At 74.7% G+C, this 18,242-nt stretch carries 15 protein-coding genes; 5 read left to right on the top strand and 10 right to left on the bottom strand.

Annotated elements, in window-relative coordinates; genetic code table 11:
* The first annotated feature begins 20 nt into the window (after positions 1-20).
* From AB1460_RS10810 to AB1460_RS10795, 4 genes are read left to right on the top strand one after another with little or no spacing between them, the layout of a single operon-like run.
* Positions 21-881: an AfsR/SARP family transcriptional regulator gene (locus tag AB1460_RS10810; RefSeq protein ID WP_368960744.1), complete on the top strand. Its 861-nt coding sequence runs from the start codon at positions 21-23 to the stop codon at positions 879-881.
* Position 882: 1 nt separating this feature from the next.
* Positions 883-1,137, top strand: coding sequence for a lasso peptide biosynthesis PqqD family chaperone (locus AB1460_RS10805; protein ID WP_368960743.1), 255 nt, complete (start codon positions 883-885; stop codon positions 1,135-1,137).
* Between the two features lie 14 nt (positions 1,138-1,151).
* Positions 1,152-1,613 (top strand): lasso peptide biosynthesis B2 protein, encoded by a 462-nt coding sequence (locus AB1460_RS10800; RefSeq protein ID WP_368960741.1) that lies wholly within the window; start codon positions 1,152-1,154, stop codon positions 1,611-1,613.
* The gene (locus AB1460_RS10795; protein ID WP_368960739.1) at positions 1,610-3,673 is read left to right on the top strand and encodes an ABC transporter ATP-binding protein; all 2,064 of its coding nucleotides are present in this window, start codon (positions 1,610-1,612) and stop codon (positions 3,671-3,673) included. Before AB1460_RS10800 ends, AB1460_RS10795 begins: the two co-directional genes overlap by 4 nt.
* Before the next feature lie 37 nt (positions 3,674-3,710).
* On the opposite strand, the gene AB1460_RS10790 is transcribed toward AB1460_RS10795, so the two are convergent.
* Positions 3,711-5,399 (bottom strand): ABC transporter ATP-binding protein/permease, encoded by a 1,689-nt coding sequence (locus AB1460_RS10790; protein WP_368960738.1) that lies wholly within the window; start codon positions 5,397-5,399, stop codon positions 3,711-3,713.
* A 342-nt stretch (positions 5,400-5,741) separates the two neighbouring features.
* Here AB1460_RS10790 and AB1460_RS10785 point away from each other — a divergent pair, with 342 nt between their 5' ends.
* On the top strand, positions 5,742-6,377 hold the full coding sequence (locus tag AB1460_RS10785; RefSeq protein ID WP_420497244.1) for a DsbA family protein: 636 nt from the start codon (positions 5,742-5,744) through the stop codon (positions 6,375-6,377).
* On the opposite strand, the gene nhaA is transcribed toward AB1460_RS10785, so the two are convergent.
* The 9 genes from nhaA to AB1460_RS10740 all read right to left on the bottom strand — a co-directional run bounded on the left by nhaA (position 6,321) and on the right by AB1460_RS10740 (position 18,119).
* Positions 6,321-7,724 (bottom strand): Na+/H+ antiporter NhaA, encoded by a 1,404-nt coding sequence (nhaA, locus tag AB1460_RS10780; RefSeq protein WP_368960766.1) that lies wholly within the window; start codon positions 7,722-7,724, stop codon positions 6,321-6,323. The genes AB1460_RS10785 and nhaA overlap by 57 nt on opposite strands.
* A gap of 128 nt (positions 7,725-7,852) precedes the next feature.
* Complete coding sequence (locus AB1460_RS10775; protein ID WP_368960735.1) at positions 7,853-8,623, bottom strand: class I SAM-dependent methyltransferase; 771 nt, start codon at positions 8,621-8,623, stop codon at positions 7,853-7,855.
* A gap of 263 nt (positions 8,624-8,886) precedes the next feature.
* Positions 8,887-9,300 carry an FHA domain-containing protein gene (locus tag AB1460_RS10770; protein ID WP_368960733.1) on the bottom strand — a complete coding sequence of 138 codons (414 nt, stop codon included), beginning with the start codon at positions 9,298-9,300 and terminating at the stop codon, positions 8,887-8,889.
* A 176-nt stretch (positions 9,301-9,476) separates the two neighbouring features.
* Positions 9,477-10,808 (bottom strand): VWA domain-containing protein, encoded by a 1,332-nt coding sequence (locus AB1460_RS10765; protein WP_368960732.1) that lies wholly within the window; start codon positions 10,806-10,808, stop codon positions 9,477-9,479.
* Positions 10,808-11,851 carry a PP2C family protein-serine/threonine phosphatase gene (locus AB1460_RS10760; protein WP_368960731.1) on the bottom strand — a complete coding sequence of 348 codons (1,044 nt, stop codon included), beginning with the start codon at positions 11,849-11,851 and terminating at the stop codon, positions 10,808-10,810. The genes AB1460_RS10765 and AB1460_RS10760 overlap by 1 nt, the downstream gene beginning before the upstream one ends.
* Positions 11,848-13,866, bottom strand: coding sequence for a tetratricopeptide repeat protein (locus AB1460_RS10755; protein WP_420497243.1), 2,019 nt, complete (start codon positions 13,864-13,866; stop codon positions 11,848-11,850). The genes AB1460_RS10760 and AB1460_RS10755 overlap by 4 nt, the downstream gene beginning before the upstream one ends.
* Positions 13,867-14,185: 319 nt before the next feature.
* Positions 14,186-15,577, bottom strand: a complete 1,392-nt coding sequence (locus AB1460_RS10750; RefSeq protein WP_368960729.1) for a hypothetical protein — start codon at positions 15,575-15,577, stop codon at positions 14,186-14,188.
* 5 nt (positions 15,578-15,582) lie between these two features.
* Positions 15,583-16,665: a glutamate ABC transporter substrate-binding protein gene (locus AB1460_RS10745; RefSeq protein ID WP_368960727.1), complete on the bottom strand. Its 1,083-nt coding sequence runs from the start codon at positions 16,663-16,665 to the stop codon at positions 15,583-15,585.
* 14 nt (positions 16,666-16,679) lie between these two features.
* Complete coding sequence (locus AB1460_RS10740) at positions 16,680-18,119, bottom strand: hypothetical protein (RefSeq protein ID WP_368960725.1); 1,440 nt, start codon at positions 18,117-18,119, stop codon at positions 16,680-16,682.
* Positions 18,120-18,242: the final 123 nt, after the last annotated feature.

The raw sequence follows: 18,242 nt of genomic DNA, 5'->3' as shown, positions 1-18,242 counted from the left end.
GCCGGGGGAGATAGGAGGCTATGGAACCGCGGCGGCACCTGCCCTTCCGCATCCTGGGCCCGCTTGAGGTGAACGCGGCCGACGGCAGCTCCGTGCCGATCCCGCAGCCGAAGAAACGGCGCCTGCTCTCCCTGCTGCTCCTGGCGCGCGGCCGGTGGACCAGCACCGAGCAGATCCGTGCGGTGCTGTGGGACGCCGAACCACCTCCCTCGGCCATCGGGAACATCAAGACGTACGTCTCCGACCTGCGCCAGGTCCTGCCGGCGGGGGAGACCGCCGAGCTCAGCCGGATCCAGGGCCGGGCGGGGGGCTACCGGCTCAACGTCGCCGCGACCGAGGTCGATGTCTGCCTGTTCGAGGATCTCGCCCGCCGCGGGCAGGACGCCCGGTGGGGCGGCGACGACAGCCGCGCGATCGGCCTGCTCGGCGAAGCCCTGGCGATGTGGCGCGGTGAGCCGTACGAGGAGCTCTCCGAGGAGGTCGTCCACGCCGAGGCGGCCCGGCTGCGCGAGCTGCGCGCCGTCGTTCACGAGGATCTCGCCGACGCCCTGCTCGACCGCGGCCAGTACGACCGGGTCCTGCCGATGCTGCGCGCGCTGACGCTCGAGTATCCGCTACGGGAGCGGGTGTGGGGCCAGTATCTCGTCGCCGCGAGCTGCTCCGGGCATCGCGCCGACGCGCTCGCCGCCTACCGCACCGCCTACCACCTGCTGTCCCGGGAACTGGGGGTCGAGCCGAGCGTCGAGCTGCGGCGGATCCACGCCCAGGTGCTCGCCGGGGAGCCGGCCGCGGCCGCCGCCCCGCGCCCGAGCAGAACCGCTGTCGGACGATCCGCCGGTGTCGGACGATCCGCCGGCGCCGGACGAGAGGAGGGGTCCTGACATGTCGACGCAGTTGCGCGAGAACGTCGTCCGCACCCGGACGGAGTACGGCGCCGTTCTGCTGGACGAGCGGACCGGCCGGTACTACACACTCAACCCCAGTGCCGACCTCGCGGTCGGGGTGCTTGCGCAGGGCGGCACGGCCGAGCAGGCGGCCCAGGCAGTGACCGAGGCCTACGACGTGGACGACGCGACGGCCCGCGCCGACGTCGATCTGCTGCTGGGGAGCCTGCGCACCGCCGGGCTGGCCCGGTGACGGGGCCTGGCCGGGTGACGCGGCCAGACCGGCGGCGGGCGACCCGTGTGGCCGTCGCGCTGCCCGTCACCGTCGTTGCCCGCGGGCTGGTGAGGCTGCCCCCGGCACGGCTCCGGCAGGTGCTGGACGCGGCGGCGGCCGGTACCCGACCGGCCGGCTACCAGCAGACGCTCGCCGCGATGGAGGCGGTGACCGCGGTGAGTCGCACCTGTCGCGACCCTTCGGGATGTCTGCCGCGCGCGGTCGCGACAGCACTGCTCTGCCGCGTCTCGGGGAGGTGGCCGACATGGCGGACCGGAGTCCGCACCGCGGGTTCGTTCGCGGCGCATGCCTGGGTCGAGGCCGACGGGCTCGCGGTCGGCGAGTCGTTCCCGCCGGATGCCTACCGGCCGATGATCACCGTCCGTTCCCGGCCGCGTCAGCGGGATGGGGAGCGGGACCGGGATGGGGAGCGGGACACGGTGGGGTCCCGGTGACGCCGGCCGCGGGCCCCGCCGGGTACGCGGGTTCGCCGCCGGCCCGTGGCGGTCCCCCGTCCGGTCCTGGCGGCCCGCCGTCGGGTTTCGATGGTCCGCCGCCCGGTTTCGGTGGACCGCCGTCCGGCCCCGATGGTCCGCCTCCTGGTTTCGGGGGTCCGGCGGGGCCGCCCGGGCCGGGTCGCCCGGCCGGGCCCCGGCCTGGCCTCGGAGACCTGTGGCGGCTGCTGCGCGGGCATGGCCGCCTGATCACGTTCGCGACCGGGCTGACGGCGGTCGGCTCGCTCATCGGCCTGGCGCAGCCGCTGCTCGTCCGCGGGGTCATCGACGGCGCCGGCTCCGGGCATGTGCCCGGTGTCCTCATCGTCGTCCTCGTCGCGGTGTTCCTGCTGGAAGCCGCCATCGACACGTGGGGCCACTTCCTGCTGGAACGGACGGGGCAGCGGGTGCTGCTCGGCCTGCGCCACCGGCTGATCGGCCACCTGCTGCGGCTGCGGATCCGGGTGTTCGACGAGGCGCGGATCGGCGATCTGCTCTCCCGTTCCAACGCGGACACGATGGTCGTGCGCGACGCGGTCGCCTACAGCCTCACCAGCGTGGTGACCAGCACCATCGGCGTCCTCGCCGCGATCGGGCTGATGGTGTGGCTGAATCCGCTGCTGTTCGGCCTGGTCGTGATCGCGGTGGTCCTCGCAGGCTCGGTCGTGCTGACGGCGCTGACCCGGGTCCGATCCGTCTCCGAGCAGGGGCAGGCGAGCGTCGGGCGGATGTCCGCCGATCTGGAGCGGGCGCTGACCGCGATCCGCACCGTGCGGGCGAGCAACGCCGAGGAACGGGAGTGCCAGCGCATCGGCGAGCACGCGGACGAGGCCTACCGAGCCGGGCTGCGCATGGCCCGGCTGAGCGCGGTGATCGCGCCCGCGTCGCAGCTCGCCGTCCAGGGCTCGGTGCTGCTCGTGCTGCTCGCCGGCGGTGTCCTCGTCGCCCGCGGGACCACCTCGCTGGGCGACCTGGTCGCGTTCCTGCTGTATGCGACGTACCTGGTGATGCCGCTGTCGCAGCTCATCGAGTCGGCGCAGACGATCCAGCGCGGGCTGGGCGCGCTGACCCGGGTGAACGTCGTCTTCACCATGCCCAGAGAGGACGCCGGTACCGGCCCAGGCGCCGGTACCGTCCCGGATACCGGTACCGCCACGGCCGCCCCGGGCCCGAACCCCGGCCTGGTTTCCGTCGCGGAGCGGGGTTCGGGCCTGGTCATGACCGCCGGCTCCGACGCCGGTACCGGTCCGGGCCCGGATCCGGGCAACGGCGTGCAGGAGGCATCGCAGGCCCCGGCGCTGGAGTTCCGGGACGTGTGGTTCTCCTACGGCCCGCGGCCCGTGCTGCGCGGGGTGTCGTTCGTCGTGCCGGCCCGCGGGCAGGTAGCGCTGGTGGGCCCGTCGGGGGCGGGGAAGTCGACCGTGCTCGGCCTCGTCGAGCGCTTCTACGAACCGGACGCCGGGGAGATCCTGCTCGGCGGCGTCCCACTGGGCCAGGTGGAGCGGGCCCGGACCCGCCGGCAGGTCAATCTCGTCGAACAGGACGCCCCGGTGCTCTGCGGCACCCTGCGTGACAACATCGTCTACGCCTGTCCGGACGCCACCGACGCGGACATCTCCGAGGTCGTCGACGTCGCCCGGCTCGCCGGACTCGTGCGCCGGCTGCCCGCCGGGCTCGACACCGACGTGGGCGACCACGGGGTCATGCTCTCGGGCGGTGAGCGGCAGCGTGTCGCGGTGGCCCGTGCGCTGCTCGCGGCGCCCGGCCTGCTGCTGCTCGACGAGCCGACGTCCCAGATGGACGCGGTCAACGAGCGGGCCCTGACCCGGGTGATGGCGGACATCGCGGCCCGGCGGGCGCTGCTGGTCATCGCGCACCGCATCTCGACGGTGCGGGCGTCCGACCGGATCCTGGTGCTCGACGACGGGATCCTGGTCGCCGCCGGCCGCCATGAGGAGCTGCTGGCCAGCTCGGCGCACTACGCCCGGCTGGCTGCCGGCAGCCTCGACCGCACCGCCTGACCCGCGCCCGCCTGGCCCGTGCCCGGGGCGGGCGTCGCTACGGGCCCTGGCGGCGCAGTGTCCCGGCCGCCAGGGCGAGCGCGATGACCGTGCACCCGGCGACGACGAGGGCGTCCCGCACGACCAGCATCGACACGCCCGGAGTGGTGCTGATGCGGCTGAGCGCGTCGACGACATAGGTCATCGGCAGCAGCATGCTGACGGTCTCCAGCACCGGGTTCATCTGGTCGTGCGGGACGAGGATGCCCGCGAGCAGGAACTGCGGCAGCAGCACGGGCGGCAGGAACTGCACCGCCTGGAACTCGGAGTTCGCGAAGGCGCTGGTGAGGAGGCCGAGAGCGGTGCCGAACAGCGCGGCGAGCACGGCGAGCAGGCCGAGCATCGGCAACGGCCCGGCGATGCGCAGGTTCAGCAGCGCCACGGCGGTGGTCGTCGTGATCGCGGCCTGGGCGACAGCGAGCAGGCCGAACGCGACGCCGTAGCCGGTGAGCAGGTCACCCCGCCCGATCGGGGTCGTCAGCAGCCGTTCCAGCGTGCCGGAGCGCCGCTCGCGCAGCATCGCCACCGACGTCAGGAAGAACATCGTCATCAGCGGGAACACGCCGAGCAGGCCGGCGCCGGCCCGGTCGAAGGCCGTCGGGCTGTTGGTGAAGATCGCCTGCAGCAGCACGAGCAGCGCCGGGGGCAGCGCGAGGACGAGGGCGATCGTGCGCGGGTCCCGGCGCATCTGACGGATCACCCGCAGCGCCGTCGCCGTCGTCCGGGGCAGGTTCAGCGGAAGCCGCCGGCGTCGGCCGAGATCCTGGGCGGACGGCCGGTCCGCGGACCCGGCCGCCCGTGCCGCCCCGCCGGGGTGTGCTGGGCTGCTGGTCCGCGCCGTGCTGGCGGGCCGGGCGCCGCCGGAGCCCGGATCCGGGTCCGCCGGGTAGGGCTCGAAGTCCGGGCTCGACACGGGATCCGTCCGGGACGCCGGATCGGACGCCGGGCCGGACGCCGGGCCGGGGCCGGCGTGGGCGCCCGGGTTCGACGGCACGGGCACCAGGTGCGGCGGGGTGGAACGGGGATCGACCAGTCGCAGGAAGGCCCGGTCGAGATCACGGGCGCCGGTGAGAGCGAGCAGGTTCGCGGGTGTCTCGTCCGCGATCAGTCGCCCCTCGTGCAGGAGCAGCAGGCGGTCGCAGCGGGACGCCTCGTCCATCACGTGTGAGCTGACGAGCAGGGTGAGCCCCCGGCGGGCCATCTGGTGGAAACCGTCCCACAGCTCGCGGCGCAGGACCGGGTCCAGGCCGACGGTCGGCTCGTCCAGCACGAGCAGCTCCCGGCCGCCGATGACCGCCGCCGCCAGGGAGACACGGCCCCGCTGCCCCCCGGAGAGCCGGCCGACCTTGCTCCGCAGCTCCGACGAAAGGCTTACCGCCGCCGCCGCCCGCTCCGCCCCGCGAATGATGTTCGCGGGGCTGGGAGTGCCGTCGGCGGCGAGCGCGGTGAAATAACGAAGGTTCTCCTCCACCGTCAGGTCATCGTAGACAGAGGCCGCCTGGGTGGCGTAACCGACCTTCTGGTGCAGCTTCATCTCGCAGGCTTCCTGGCCAAGAACCAGGAGTTCCCCGCTTACTCCGCGCTGGATTCCCACGATTGCCCGCATCAGTGTGGTCTTTCCGCACCCGCTGGGCCCGATGAGGCCGGTCACGGTGCCCGGCCGGACCTCGAAGGACACGCCGTGCACGATTTCTCGGCCATCCCGGCCGGCCCAGGCCATCCCGCGCCGTATGCGTACGTCGGTGGCTTTGACAGCCAGTGCGGCGCCGGCATTCCGGGCGGGTCGGTCCGACGTTCTCGGTTCCGCCACGGGCCCCAGCCTAGTCGCATCGCCGTCCCGCCGCGGCTGGTTACAATGGGTCGTATGGGCGAGGTCGGGGCGAGAATCACGAAAGCCGTCACCCGTCACAGCGGGTCGAAAGAATGCGTGGTTCCATCGCTGGAAGAATATGCGGAAAAGGCTCCAGAAAGCGGCTTGAATGGCGTTCTCGACGTCCAGGACGGCAGCTCGGGTGGGTCTGGTGCCCTGATCGTCGGGAAATCGGACCGGTCGGAGAAGAAGAGTCAGGCCCGGTCGCCCGGTGCCCGGGCGAAGCGGGTCAGGACGGATCCGTGGCGGCATTCCCGCGGTGGCCCCGAGAGCGCCGTGGTCATCGTCGAGTATGCCGACTTCGAATGCCCCTACTGCGCCCGGGCAGCCGGGATCCTGCATGAGCTGGTGGATGCGTCCGACGGCCAGGTCCGACACGTCTTCCGGCACTTTCCGGTGTTCAGCATGCATCCGTTCGCGCTGACCGCCGCGCTCGCGGCCGAGGTCGCAGGCGCGCACGGGCGCTTCTGGGAGATGCACGACCTGCTGTTCGCGAACCAGGACAGGCTGGCCGACAAGTACCTCATGGCCTTCGCCCGCGGCCTGGGTATCGACGCCGACCTCGTCGTCGGTGACCCGGCCCAGCCCTACGGCGACGCGGTGGAGACCGACTACGCCGACGGCGCCGAGCAGCGCGTCCAGGGCACCCCGACGATCTTCATCGACGGAGAGCGCTACCGCGGCCGTCTCGAGCTCGGCCCGCTGCGCGCCGCGGTCGCCCGTGCCGGCGCGGCCCGGTCAACGGAGGACGGGGCTGACCGGCGGCGCCGGCGCATGCCATGGGCGCGGGGGTAGCGCCGGGATGGCCTCGTCGGTGCCGGGTGAGCACAGCGACCAGCGTTCCCCGACATAGCGCAGCAGCAGCGTGCCCAGAACGGCGGCGATGAACGAACCGGCCAGAATGCCGATCTTGGCCTGTTCGGCGATCACCTCGTCGGTGAACGCCAGCTCGGTCACGAACAGTGAGATCGTGAAGCCGATACCGGCGAGCACGGCGGCCCCCGCCAGGTGGCCGTAGCGGACCCCGCCGGGCAGCACGCCCAGCCCGGTCCGAATGGCGATCATGGCCGTGGCGGTGATCCCGACGGCGTTGCCCACCAGCAGCGCCAGCGCCACTCCGATCGTCACCGGCGACGTCGCGGCGTCCGAGAGCGTGTGGCTGTCGAGATGCACCCCGGCGTTCGCCAGGCCGAAGACCGGCACGATCACGTAGGCGCTGAGCGGGTGCAGGCTGTACTGCAGCCGCTCGCTGGTGGAGACCGTGGCCTTGGCCGCCGACACGGCGAGGGCGGCCCGCGAGGCCGTCGAGTCCTCCCGCAGCGCCCGGACGTAGATCGGTACGTTGTCGATCTGCTCGCGCCGCGGTGGCGCCGAGGGCAGGATCAGCCCGATGATCACACCGGCCAGCGTGCCGTGCACGCCCGAGGAGTAGACGGCCACCCAGAGCACGATCGCGGCCAGGACGTACGGCGTCAGGCGCCAGACGCCCATCCAGCGCATGAACATGATCACGCCCAGCAGTCCGGCGGCGACGCCGAGCCAGACGACGTCGACGTGCTCGGTGTAGAAGACCGCGACCACGGCGATGGCGCCGATGTCGTCCACGATGGCCAGGGTCAGCAGGAACAGCCGCAGCCGGTCCGGGCAGCGCGGGCCGAACAGGGCGAGGATCCCGACCACGAATGCCGTGTCGGTCGACATCGGGATGCCCCAGCCGGCCGCCGCCGGGCCGGACGGGTTGAACAACAGGTAGATCAGCGCCGGCAGGGCCAGGCCACCGACGGCGGCGAGCGCGGGGACGGCCACCGTCCGCCGGTCCCGCAGCTCACCCGCGGTGAACTCGCGGTTGATCTCCAGGCCGACCACGGCGAAGAAGATGGCCATCGCCCCGTCGTTGACCCAGTGGTGCAGGGTCAACGACAGGCTCGCGTCGCCCACCCCGAGCGTGGCGGTGGTCTCCCACAGGTCGTGGTAGCTGTCGGAGAACGGGCTGTTCGCCCAGACCAGCGCGACCACCGCCGCGACGACGAGCAGGACCGCGCCGCCCGCCTCGGTCGCGAGGAACTCCCGCACCGACGGCGCCACCTGTGGCAGCCGGACCCGCAGCTCGGGCCCGGGCCTGGTCGGAGTGGGAGCGGTCATGCGCCGGCCCGCCCGGTCGGCGCTGGTCCGGTCGGCGCTGTTCTGGTCGGCCCTGGTCCGGTCGGCCTCGTCTCGGTCGGCCTTGTGCTGCGGGTCGGCCTCATCGTGTGCGTCGTCCTCCCAGAGTGTCAGGCCCGGCGGACCTTCCAGATGCACTCGGACGGCCAGCGCCGCGCCCAGGCCTCCTCGGCGCTGTCGCGGTGCGAGCCGCCCGGCCCGCTCTCCGGCCGCGGCTCGACCAGATCCTCGACCATCAGACCGCTGTCGCGGAACAGCCGGATCCACGCACCGTACGGCAGGTTCGCGCTGACCAGGCCGTCGGTGTCGGAGATCAGGCGCAGCCCGAAGTAGTCGCCGACCAGCCGGTCGCCGGCGGCCTCGGCGCCGTCCGGGATGCTGATCTCGTAGATCGGGCTGACATGACCGAACGCCAACAGACCGCCGGGCCGCAGGATCCGCGCCGCCTCCGGGATCGCCCGGTACGGGTCGGCGAACGAGAACGCGCCGTGGTCGGCGAAGACGATGTCGAACGAGCCGTTCGCGAACGGCACGTCCTCCGCGCTGGCCTGGACCAGCGGGAAGTCCAGCCCGGTCTCGCGCTGCAGCGCGCGGCTGTGGTGCAGCTGACGCTCGGAGAGGTCGAGCCCGACCGGGCGGGCGCCACGCCGGGCCAGGGCGGTCGACCACTGGCTTCCGCCGCACCCCATCTCCAGGACGTCCAGTCCCACGACGTGCCCGAGGATGTTCAGGCGCGACTCCGGGATGCCCCACACACCCCAGGTGATGTCGCCGGTGAAGGCCTGCTCGCGGATCTGCGGGGCGTTGAACCGCTGGTAGTCGTCGGAGATCTCGTTCCACCGGGTGCGGTTGTTCCGCACGTGGGTGTCGTTGCCGATCATCCTTTCCTGCGCTCCTCATTGAACGTCGTCGCGGCCACGCAGGGTGGCACTGGCTGGGTCCGGAGCGCGATGCCAGTGGTGGACGTCGGTACCCCTGGTACCGGCTGTCACATCCTCGACGTGGGCGTCCGCCAGGTGCGTGGCGGTCGCGCGGCATCCGCCGGGCTCCGTGACTGTATGAGATCCGACAAACGGTGGCCTCGGGGGGTGTCGTGGACGTACCGGACACAGCCGCCGTGCCCCGGCTCGGCGGACCGGGATGATCAGCGCTTCCGGACGGTCAGCCGGGTCCACGCGCCGACGAAGACCCGGTCCGCCTCGGCGAGGGGGACGGGTGCCTCGGCACCCAGCCTGGTGAGGTGGTCGGCGTCCGGGCCGATCCAGGTACCGTTCGCCGAGCCGAGATCGGTCACCGTCACGGTCCCGTCGGCGTGGCGTTCGAGCCGGGCGTGCGCGCGGGAGACGCCGGGGTCGCGCGGCGACAGTGACAGGTCGAGCGCCGGGGCCTGGCCGCGGGAGCGGCTACGGCGCCCGATGACCGCGCACGGGCCGGCCAGCTGGACGAGCCGGGCGGCGGCTCCGGCGGGGAACGCCGCCGGATCGCCGTCCTGGCCCCGGTCGAAGTAGGCCCGGTCCGGCACCAGCTCGACGGCCCAGCGCAGGCCCGGCGTACCCACGGTTGACCCTGTACTGGCGCTGGACCGCGCTTCCGCGGCGCCCGCTCCGGGCCCGAGGAGCGGCACCACGCCGACCGCGCGCGGCCCGGTCCCGGTCAGGGTGTCGAAGCCGCAGGCCCGGCAGACCGGCTCGCCCGCCGGGCGCGGGAAGCCGCACCCGGCGCACGGCGAGGCACTCACCGCTGGGCAGGAGTGGTGAGCGTGGAACCGGCGTCCAGGTCCATCTCGTCGAGGACGTCCACCTGGCGGCGCAACCGCACCGACCCGGTGGCCGCGTCGTCGATGTCCACGATCTTCGCGAGCCGTGCCAGGGCCTCGTCGTTCGCCGTGTGCGCGGCGAGGCTGGCGGCCCGGCCGAGCAGGGTCACCGCGGTCTGCTCGTCGCCGGCCCGGCGGGCGGCGAGCCCGTCCTGCACCGCGCGGGCCAGCTCCGCCTGGCCCGTGTAGTGGGCGACGACCCCGTCGATGCGGGTCGACAGGTCGACGTCGTCCGTCCACACCGCCCGCACCCGGGTGCGAGCGATCTCCTCGTCCCCGACCAGCAGGCTGACCCGGGCGGCGAGGCGCTCCTCCCCGACCTGCGCGGGCGGGACGTCCAGGCACAGGTGATATTCGCGGGTTCCGGCGGCCCAGGCACCGGTCGGGTAGTCGTGGCTCAGCGGGCTGGCCTGCGTCGCCCGTCCGGTGAGGTCGTCGATCTCCGGTGAGACCTGCCGCAGGAACCGGACCGCCGCGCCGCGCGGCGCCCACAGCCGCAGGCCAACCCGGTCGATGCCGCGCGCGAGGGCCCGCGCGATGATCGAGCGGAAGTCGTCCGCCATCGCACCGGGCTCGCGCAGCAGGGCGACCTCGCCGAGCAGCCGGGAGGCGACGTTGCGCAGCTGGGCGACCTTCCAGTCGGCGCCCACCCCGCGGCAGTCGCACTGGAAGTGGCCCTCGCAGGCGGCCAGCGCGGCGTCGAGGACCTCCGCGGCCTCCTGGTTCTCCCCGTCGGTGAGCAGGAGCGCGTGGTGGATGAGGTCCGGGCGGGTCGCCATCAGTTCCCGGGCGAGGAGAAGCCATTCGCCGATGGCCGTCCCGCCGTGGGCACGCACGCGGGCGACCGCCTCGGCCGCCTCCTGGCGGGTCCGCGCGGACGCCTCGACGAGGGTCCGGCCGGTCGGGTAGACCATGGTCGCGGACGAGGTGCCCGCCACCACCGCGAAGGCGACCCCGTCGGGCAGCGCCTCGATCGCGGCCCGGGCGGCCCGCCGGGCCTCGACGATCTTCGTGCGTGGGTAGTCCATCGAGCCGGAGCAGTCCAGCAGGATCACCTCGGCTGCCCGCGGCCCGCCCGCCACCGGTCCGCCCGCCACCGGTCCGCCCGCCACCGGCGCGCCGCCGATGCCCGCGTCGCCGCCGGCCGGTGTGCCGACGTCGTGCGCGGTGACCGTGATGACGGCGTGGACCTCGCCGGCTCCCGCCGACAGGTACTCGTTCTGGCTCACCTCGAGGCTGAAGTCGACCATCAGGCGCTCTCCGGAATGTCGATGACGATCACGGTCACGTTGTCGGCCCCGCCGGCGCGCAGAGCCACGTCCACCAGGTGCCGGGCGACGGTGATCGGCGTCGCGTCGGCTCCGGGCTCCGCGATGTGCGCCGCCAGCGCCGCGGCGGCCGAGGCGTAGTTCCACAGGCCGTCACTGCACAGGACGACCCGGCTGGGCGGTCGCAGCCGCACGACCCTGGTCCGCGGCACGGGGGAGGGGCACGCGCTGCCCAGCCAGCGGGTGATGGTGTGCGCGGCCCGGCCCTGCTCCGCCAGTTCCGGCGGCAGCTGCCCGGCCCGGACGGCCTCGGCCGCGACGGTGTCGTCCTCGGTGAGCCGCCGCGTGCCCGCGGCGTCGACCAGGTAGGCGCGGCTGTCTCCGAGCCAGCCGACGACCAGCGTGTCGCCGACGGCGACAGCTGCGACGAACGTGCAGGCCGGGGTGAGGCCGAGCTCGGCCGCGCCGGCGACGGCCGCGGTCTGTGCCGCCCGGGCGGCGTCCCTCAGCGTGGTCGTCACCTCCTCCGCCAGGCCGGGCCCTGTCCGCCACTGCTCGGCCCGGGTGGTGAGCAGTTCTGTCGCGGCCCGCGCCGCACCCGCCGCGGCCGGGCCCGAACCGGGAGCGGAGGACACCCCGTCGCAGACCACGCCGACGGCTCCCCGCCCGTCCGGGAGGAGGCCGAGGCCCATGCCGTCCTCGTTCGCCCGGTGGACCAGTCCGCGGTCCGTCGCGCCCGCGGCGAGCCCCAGATCACGCTGTCGGGCGTCCGAGGCGCGGAGGGCATGGGTGCCCGAGCGGGCCGCCGCGTCCAGCCGCGTGCCGCACTGCTCGCAGTAACGGTCCCCCGGCAGCACCAGCCCGGCGCAGCGCCGGCAGCCGGCGACGACGACAGGCTGATCGGCGTCCTCGCGGGTGGCGTCCTGGCGAGAATCCGCGTCCGGCCGGAGATCAGGGTCACCGGGCGGCGGCTCGCTGGCGCCGTCCTGCGCAGCGGGCCGGGTGCCGCTGGCGGGCCCGCTCACGTCAGCGTCCGCGGGCGCACGTCGTTGGCGAGGTCCACCAGCTGGTAGCGCTCGTCCGCGGAGGTCGCGAGTCTTGCCAGCTCCCGGTAGGTGCGCTCCAGCCCGACGCGCAGGTCACCCTCGCGCAGCCGGGCACCGGCAAGAGCGACATCCGGGTCGGGCTGCAGCGCGTCGGTGCGGATGAGCTCCAGCGCGCAGTGCAGCAGGTCCCGGGTGAGCGCGGCCCGGCACCGGTCGTCGAGCTCCAGACCGGTGAGGATGCGGGCTGCCTCGACCAGGTCGCCGGCGGCCGGCGCTCCGGCGGGAGTCACCGTGCCCAGGGTCCGCACGATCCGCGCCTGCGCCTCCAGGTGGGCGGCGGACGAGGCCGGCACCCGCTGGTAGGCGGCGACGGTGCCGTCCCGGTCGCCGGTCGCCGCGCGGACCCGGGCGAGCCCGAACGCGGCGCTGGTGATGCCGTCGTCCGTCCGTGACACCAGGTCGAACAGGGCCGCGGCCCGGTCGAGGTCGCCCGCCGCCTCGGCGGTGGCGGCCAGCGCCAGCTTCGGCGCCAGCTCGCCGGGAACCTGCGCATACACGTGGGTGAACGCGGCGCGGGCGGTGTCCGGGTCGCCGGCGGCCAGCGCGAGCAGCCCCCGGTACCAGTCGGCCCGCCACTCGAACGGGTCCGCGGCGCTCACCTCGTCCAGGACCGCCGTGGCGCCGGCAGGGTCGCCCAGCTCCATCCGGGCCCGGGCGAGCCGGAGCCGGACCTCGACCGACGCCGGGCTGATCGCGTCCAGCAGGACGGCGAGCTCCGCCGGCGCGCTGTCGGGCAGCGCCGCGAGGGTCCCCGCCGCCGGATCCTCGGGGTCGACCCGCAGCCGCGGCAGCACCGCCCACGGCCGGGACGTCCATGATCGGCCCTGCTGGCCCTGCTGGCCCTGCTGGGCCGGCTGCTGTGGCGGTGCGGCGGCGGCCGTTCCGTCCCCCTCCTCACCGGTCAGGTGGACGTCCCCGGTGAACCGCCGGCTCGGTGCCGGGGCCGGGCTGCCCCGCTCGGCGGCGACGATCTCCCGGAGCACGCCGAGCAGTTCGTCGTGCATCTCGTCCGCGGACTGGAACCTGTCCGCCGGTTCCGGCGCGGTGGCCCGGCACAGCAGCCGGTACAGCGACTCGTGACGCCGCAGGACGTCATGCTCGCCCGCCGGTGGCAGCCGGTCGGCGTACGTCGTCGTGTTCCCGCGGAAGTTCAGGATCAGCGCGGCGAGCGTCCGACCGACCGTGTACAGGTCGGAGGGGACGGAGGGCCCCTCGCGGGCGATCTCCGGTGCCGCGTAGCCGCGGGTGAAGTAGACAGCGCCGCCCGGGTCGTCGAGCCTGCGCACCGCGCCCAGGTCGATCAGCCGGAGGTTCTCCGGGCCGAGCATCACGTTGTCCGGCTTGAAGTCGCAGAACACCAGGCCGTGCCGGTGCAGGTAGGCGAACGCCGGCAGGACCGCCAGGATGTAGGCGATCGCCTCGCCCACCGGCAGCGGGTCCGGGCGGCCGGCCGCGGCGGCACGGCGGCGCAGCACCTCCCGCAGCGACGTCCCGCCGACGTACTCCATCACGATGTAGCCGGTGCCGGCATGCTCGACGAACGTGTGGATGCGCACGATCGCCGGGTGGTCCACGGAGGCGAGGAACCGCCGCTCGGCGATCGCGGCGGCCTGCGCCGTCGGGTCGCCCTCGTCGAGCAGGCCCTTCAGCACCACCCAGTGGTTCTCCACACCGACGTCCCGGGCGAGGTGGACCCAGCCCTGCCCGCCGTGGGCCAGCGCCCCGGCGATCTCGTAGGGCCCGACCCGGTCACCGGCGCGCAGCGACGGGACGAACGAGTACGCCTGCCCGCAGTGGACGCAGAAGCCCGTGGGCACCGCGGGCGCACCGCCCCGGGCCCGCCCGACCTCCGCCTGGCAGGCCGGGCACCGCCGGCGCGACTCCGGGACGCACGGGTCGGCCATCAGCAGCGACGCCGGTTCCGGTGCCTCCATACGCGGGACGTCGACCAGGCCGGCACCGAGACGGCTGGTGGCCCGCCGCGCGCGGTCAGGTCGGCGCCGGCGCCGCGATCCGCCGCCTGTCAGCTCCCAGGACGATCCGCTCCCGCCGGGGCCGCTTCCTCCCGTCCCCCCGTCCCGCCCACGCCGCTGCCGAGGGTGCCGTCGGTGCCGCGCCCGGCGGGGCTTCCGGCGGGCCCTCCGCCCGGGCCAGGCCCGGGCGGAGGGCGGTACGCCAGCCCGGTGATGTCGCAGTATCCGTCCTCGATGGTCCCTTCACACCCGGGCTCCGGGCAGGGGATGCCCTCGACTGTCACGGGCTGTCCTCCTTCGATGGCACGTCGCTCGGGGATGCCTGCCGTGCTGGCCGGCCTGCCGGCACCGCGCTCTCGGGTGGCGGTGCGGGCAGTGCGCCGCCCAGCGCCGCGCTGAACGCGGCGACCAGGGCTTCGGCCGCGTCGAGGTCCACCGGGGCGGTGGAGAGTGCGGTGGCGGCGCGGTCGTACAGGTCGCCGAGCTCCGCGGACTCGATCTGGCCGCGCTGGCCGGCCTTCGCGCGCAGCGCCTCCAACAGCCCGCGCAGCTCGCTCCGCCGCCGCAGCGGAGCCTGGTTCGTCGCGACGGTCTCGCCCGCGGCGGCGAGGGTCGCCTCCGCGACTCGCGTCCAGGCCCGCAGGCCGTGGGCCACCAGCCGCCACTCGCCGGCAGCGCCGGCGGCCCGGAGCCGGTCGAGCCACGGGCGCAGGCCACGGCGCGGGTCGTCGAACCAGCCGTCATCCAGGCGCACCAGGCCGGACCGGTCGCCGGTGAGCCGCTCCACCACGGTGCGGGCAGCGTGCTCGCCGGCGGCGGCGGTGGCCACCACACGCCCGAGGAGATCCTCGGCGGCGGCGAGTCGTTCCTCGAGGGCGTCGAACGTGTCACGCAGGGCGGCCACCAGCTCCGCGACCTGGGCGGCGGACGTCTGCGCCGGTCGCAGGTCCGCCGGTGTGATCTCCAGCGGGTTGGCCGTCACGCCGGCGAACGCGGCTCGCAGATCCGCCTGGGCCGCGGCCAGTTCCGGCAGGTCGGGGACACCGAGCCGGGCACAGGTGGCAACGGCCTCGGACACCGCGCGGGCGGCCTCGCCCAGCAGGTGGTGGTGCTCCGCCCGCGCGCGGGTCACCGCCGCGAGCTCCGCGCCGATCGCCCGGGCGACCTCGTCGACATCGACATCGACATCGACATCGGCAGCTGCGGCGAGCGGCGCGGCCGCGCCGAGGCCGGGCGGCGGGGGAGTGCCGAGGCCTGGCCAGGGGCCCTTCAGTAGCCGGTCGAGGCGGGCGGCCTGTCGTGCCCCGGGCCGCGGCGCCGCCCCGCGCAGCTCCTCGGCCTGGGCGAGCAGGGCTCTCAGCGCCTGGTGGCGTTCCCACAGCCAGTTCATCCCGGTCCGGACCAGTGCGGCGCGCTCCGCGGTGCGCCCGCGCAGCCCGGTGCCGTCCCCGAGAACCTGTTCGGCTGCCGCGTCCAGGTCGAGAAGCGTCGCGGAGAGCGCCGCCGCCGTCGACCGCAGCCGGGCCAGCGCCGCGTCGGCGGTATGCCGCGCGGCGGCGCGGAGCGGCGCGGGGTCCGCCGGAGATCCCTGCGCCGGGGACGGGTGCGCGAACAGGTGCGGGGCCTCCTGGAACAGGTCGTCGTCGGGGGCGGGAAGGTGCCGGGCGCACATGGGCGTCAGTCCCGGTAGCGCGGAACCGGAATGACCGGCTCGATGCCCGTCAGCCAGTCCCGGGCCAGCCCACGCCAGGTGCCGTCCGCGAGGGTGCGCTCGAGGACCCCGTTGACGAAGCGGGTCAGCTCCGGATGGTCCCGGCTCACCGCGATGGCGTCCGGTTCGCTGTCGAAGCGCGGCCCGACGATCGCGACCCGCGGATCCTGGGCGGCGAGACCGGACAGGACGGCCTCCGCGGTCGAGATCCCGTCGACAGTGCCGGCCTGCAGTGCTACCAGGCAGTCGCCGATGGTCGGCACGGCCACCGCGACCGGCCTCGGGTCCGCCCGCTCGACGTGTTCGATGGACGTCGTGCCGGCGGCCGCGCACACCCGCCGCCCGCCGAGGTCGGCGAGCGACCGGTAGGGCGACTTCGCCAGGACCAGGATCCGGTTCGTCTCCTCGTAGTAGACGGCCGAGAAGTCGACCTTGGCGCGCCGCTCGCAGTTGGTGGTCATGGTCGCCACGACCAGGTCGACGGTGCCGTCGAGCAGGACGGGGATCCGCTCCGCGTACGTCACCGCCCGGAAGCGCACGTGGTCGTCCGCTCCGAAGATCGCCCGGCCGATCAGGCGGGCGATCTCCACGTCGAAGCCCGCGAACTCCCCGCTGAGCGGGTCGATGTATCCGAACGGCGGGACGTCCGCGAGGACACCGACAGTGAGGTGGCCGCGGTCGGCGATCGCGCGCAGGTGCGACCCCGCGGGCATGGCGCCAGGCGCGGGCAGCACGGCGGGCGGGCGCAGGCTGGCCCGCGGGTCACCGCAGTCCGCCGGCGCGGGCGCTCCGCCGGTTCTGGTGCCGGTGCCGGTGCTCGTGCCGGCAGCGGCGGTGGCGGTGGCGGCGTCGGGAAGCGGCAGGGCCTGTTGGGGGAGCTGGTTGCCGACGGTGCCGCAGGCCGCGGTCAGCGCCAGCGCCAGCACCAGCACCGCGACGACCAGCGCTCCCGGCGGCCTTGTGGCCGCCTGGCGGCCGGGCCGTGTGTCTCGGCGCGCGGGCGGCGTCCCGTGGGGGTGCCTGCCGCCGTCTGCCCGGACTGCCGCCATCGTCGCCTCCGCTCTCATCGCCGGTAGTCGTTGATCCGGGCCTGGACACCGGCGAGGCCGGCCAGGACGGCCAGGCCGAGGAGCGCCCCGGTCACGGCCGGCAGGTGGTCGTAGGCGCCTGCCGCCGAGGACAGCCCGCCGGTGAAGCGGCGCTGGCCCGCGTCGAAGGCCGTGGCGGCATCGTCGTCGAAGCGGGTGAAGGTCGTGGTGCCGTCGCCGAGTGCGAGGCGGACCGCGTTCTGGAAGCCCCCGACGCGGCTGACCAGCTTCCGGACCTCGACGGCGGTGACCTGGTAGGCCTCCCAGCCGGGCACAAGGGCGTCCCGTGCCTGCTCGTCGGGGCCCTCGCCCGCGGTCGCGGCGGCGAGCACACCGGTGCCGGTCGGGTGGCCTGCCGGGTCGTAGCCGAGGCGTTCGACCGTGCGCCGGGCATCGGCGTCGAGCGCGTCGCTGTTGCCGCGGGCGATCAGAGAGAGGCTCTCGTCGTCCCAGGCCCGCAACGCCAGCACCCTGGCCTGGGCGACGACCGCCATCGGGCGGTAGGCCTCGTCCCGGCTGTCGATCAGGCGGGCGCGCCCGGTGCCGAAGGCCGCCAGGACGAGCCCGGTCGCGGCCAGCGTCAGCGCGGTCGCGGCGACCAGCGGCGGGTTGAACATCCGGTGCGTCCGCCGGAACAGGCGAAGCTGGATGTGGAGCAGAACGCCGGCCGCGAGCGCGCCGACCGCCGCGATCAGCACCGGCTGATACCAGCGGGTGGCGGCGGCGTAGCCGCGGTCGATGTCGCGCGCGTCGGCGGCGGCGAGGCGGTCGACGGCGGGCAGGATCGTGGTCTTCATCAGCTCGGCGGCCTGGCGCAGGTAGGCCCCGCCGACGACGTTGCCGACCCGGTTGTTGGCCCGGGCCCGTTCGACCAGGCCGGTGTAGACCGGCAGCTGGGCGGTCAGCACGCTGAGCGGCTCCCGCGGCCCGCCGGCCAGGGCGAGGTCGATGATCCGTCCGCTGGCGGCGGCGAGGCCCTCCTGGTAGGCCGTGACCTGTGCGGGGGGCTCGACCCCACCGGCCAGGAAGGCACGGGCGATCGTCGCGTCCGCGCCGGAGAGCTCGGCGTGCAGCTGCTGCGCCGCGACGAAGGACGGGCCGGAGTCGCCGTCGAGGGTGGCCAGCGCGCGCTGCCGGGCAAGCGTGGTCAGCAGGGAGACGACCAGCAGGGCCACCAGCGCAGCGGTCAGCACCGCGGCAAGCAGGCGCAGCCGGCCGGGTGGTGACTGGGTCACTGCCCGCAGTGCCCGCAGTGCCCGCACGGCCGCCGGACCCGGCCGGGATCCGGGGGTGGTGGCGGGCGCCCCCGCGCGTCGCGGAACGGATGCCGGAGTGGCGATGGGGGGAGCGGGCACCGCGGCGGTGGGATTCCCCGTTGCCGGGCCCCCGGCCGGAAGCGTGCCTGCGGCGCTCATAGCTGTTGATCTTCCCCTGCGTAGTCGCGGGGGAGAAGTGCCCCGGGATGTCGGTTGGCCGTCACCGCCATCACGATTTCTGTCGGAGGCGGGAGTCACACTGGCGGTCGTGGGGATGGCGAC

It is taken from the genome of Parafrankia sp. FMc2 (genome assembly GCF_041008525.1).
Taxonomy (GTDB): Bacteria; Actinomycetota; Actinomycetes; order Frankiales; family Frankiaceae; genus Parafrankia.
Note: the sequence above shows the minus strand (reverse complement) of the source record. Positions and strands in the feature narration are given on the sequence as shown.

Excerpts from the sequence above, each read along its gene's own strand:
- AB1460_RS10810 (WP_368960744.1), top strand. The coding sequence starts at position 21 with ATGGAACCGCGGCGGCACCTGCCCTTCCGCATCCTGGGCCCGCTTGAG.
- AB1460_RS10805 (WP_368960743.1), top strand. The coding sequence starts at position 883 with ATGTCGACGCAGTTGCGCGAGAACGTCGTCCGCACCCGGACGGAGTAC.
- nhaA (WP_368960766.1), bottom strand. The coding sequence starts at position 7,724 with ATGACCGCTCCCACTCCGACCAGGCCCGGGCCCGAGCTGCGGGTCCGG.
- AB1460_RS10775 (WP_368960735.1), bottom strand. The coding sequence starts at position 8,623 with ATGATCGGCAACGACACCCACGTGCGGAACAACCGCACCCGGTGGAAC.
- AB1460_RS10765 (WP_368960732.1), bottom strand. The coding sequence starts at position 10,808 with ATGGTCGACTTCAGCCTCGAGGTGAGCCAGAACGAGTACCTGTCGGCG.
- AB1460_RS10755 (WP_420497243.1), bottom strand. The coding sequence starts at position 13,866 with ATGGAGGCACCGGAACCGGCGTCGCTGCTGATGGCCGACCCGTGCGTC.
- AB1460_RS10750 (WP_368960729.1), bottom strand. The coding sequence starts at position 15,577 with ATGTGCGCCCGGCACCTTCCCGCCCCCGACGACGACCTGTTCCAGGAG.
- AB1460_RS10745 (WP_368960727.1), bottom strand. The coding sequence starts at position 16,665 with ATGGCGGCAGTCCGGGCAGACGGCGGCAGGCACCCCCACGGGACGCCG.
- AB1460_RS10740 (WP_368960725.1), bottom strand. The coding sequence starts at position 18,119 with ATGAGCGCCGCAGGCACGCTTCCGGCCGGGGGCCCGGCAACGGGGAAT.